Here is a 1,181-nt window from a genome sequence, read left to right on the forward strand (position 1 = left end):
GGGTGCATCTCAATGAATGCGAAGGTGTCAAAAAAGAGTTAAAATGAAAAAGCTAGTAAAATCGTCAAATAAAGATGAGGTAAATAAAATGACACCCTCAGACCAACAACAGCTAAAAGCCCACTTAAAAGCGGTAGCAAAAATTCTTTACAGAAATACAGAGTCAACCGAGTTAAAAAGTTTTGAAAGTATAGAAAAATCAGTCCGTCAGAAAATGTTATCAGAAGTTGGTCCAGAAATAGGTAACTTTTTTTTTCAGCAGTATCAGGAATTAAAACAGGAAAACCCCGAAAAATAAAATCAATAATCGGCTCGCTCGACATTACAGATAATCAGGCAAAATATTTTGGATTAAAAGCTTACAGTCAATTTAGTCCAATGATGGAAAACTGCTGTCTTTTAATCACTGCTAACGAATCTTATCAAATGGCAGAAAAAGATTTGGAAAAATTTACGGGTATCAAAATTTTTCACAGTAGATTACAAAGATTAGTCAATCGACAAGAATTTGAATTACCTACATCTCAACAAGGAGTCAAAGAAATTACATTGGATGGCGGTAAAGTCAGACTACGCAACGAAACCAAGGGGGAGAGCTGTTACTGGAAAGACTATAAAGCCGTGTGTTTAGATAATGTTTATTCGGGAGCATTTTTTCAAAATAATCAAGATTTAATTGATTGGACTAATAGCCAAAAATTACTACACCCTATGTATTGCATAGGAGATGGCCATGCCGGGATTTGGAACATATTTAAAGAAATTGGAGATAATGAACAAAGACAAGAAATCTTAGATTGGTATCATATCAAAGAAAATCTCTACAAGGTAGGTGGTTCAATAAAACGATTGAAATCAGCAGAAAATATGTTATGGAAAGGCAAACTTGATGAAGTTATAGATTTATTTAAAGACTTTAAAGGTAAAGCATTTAAAACGTTTTGCAATTATTTAGAGACCCATCGCTGCCGAATAGTAAATTACCAATACTACCAAGAAGAATCCATAAGTTCGATTGGTTCTGGAACAGTGGAATCAACAATAAAACGCATTGGATTAAGAGTGAAAATATCGGGAGCGCAATGGAATATTGAGAACGTTTCCTAATTCCTTTCTCTTCGCTGTGCTTATCTCAACGGTCAACTTTCAATTTGATATATGTGCCAAAGTGAGATGCACCC

At 34.4% G+C, this 1,181-nt stretch carries 1 protein-coding gene; it reads left to right on the forward strand.

Annotation, left to right across the window (positions count from 1 at the left end; genetic code table 11):
* The first annotated feature begins 88 nt into the window (after window positions 1–88).
* Window positions 89–1,107, forward strand: a protein-coding gene (locus QUA13_RS32570) for an ISKra4 family transposase (RefSeq protein WP_333205241.1) whose coding sequence is annotated in 2 segments (ribosomal slippage) — window positions 89–257 and window positions 257–1,107 — 1,020 coding nt in all. Because the reading frame shifts where the segments join, the coding sequence is not laid out codon by codon here.
* The last annotated feature ends 74 nt before the right edge of the window (window positions 1,108–1,181 follow it).

Source organism: Microcoleus sp. S28C3 (assembly GCF_036700785.1).
Taxonomy (GTDB): Bacteria; Cyanobacteriota; Cyanobacteriia; order Cyanobacteriales; family Microcoleaceae; genus Microcoleus; species Microcoleus asticus.